Origin of the sequence: Tannerella forsythia, assembly GCF_001006485.1 — a bacterium.
Lineage (GTDB): Bacteria > Bacteroidota > Bacteroidia > Bacteroidales > Tannerellaceae > Tannerella > Tannerella forsythia.
Map to the genome: position 1 here is coordinate 1 of NZ_JUET01000007.1, position 391 is coordinate 391.

The window sequence follows — 391 nt, forward strand, 5'->3', positions numbered from 1 at the left end:
GCCAGACTGTGCCGGTGAACCATTCTTCCGGCGCGCGGCGCGTCGGTATGGAGCCGCTCGATTTTATGTCCATTCGGTTTCTCCCGGGGTTTCGGCCGGACCGGCCGGAGGCTGGCTTTCAGGCAATGGCATCATGCTTGCCGAGGCGATGACGGAGTCGAGAAAGCCGGGGAAGCGATTGTCGAGATCGGCACGGCGCAAGGTCAGAAACCGTTTCGTTCCATCGGGCCGCACATTGATCACGCCTGCCTCCCGCAGCTTGGCGACATGATAGCTCAGGGCTGTTTTGGAACCAAGCTGGGTAAATTGCCCGCACGTCATGGCGCGTTCGCCATTGCGCGCCAGAATGGCAATGATGTTCAAACGCGTCTCGTCGCCAAGCGCTGTGAAG

Annotated in this window: 1 protein-coding gene; it reads right to left on the reverse strand. The window is 60.6% G+C overall.

The features are described from left to right. Positions 1-63: 63 nt before the first annotated feature. The coding region (locus Tanf_RS16560; RefSeq protein ID WP_046824504.1) for an ArsR/SmtB family transcription factor at positions 64-391 on the reverse strand (328 nt) is incomplete at its 5' end.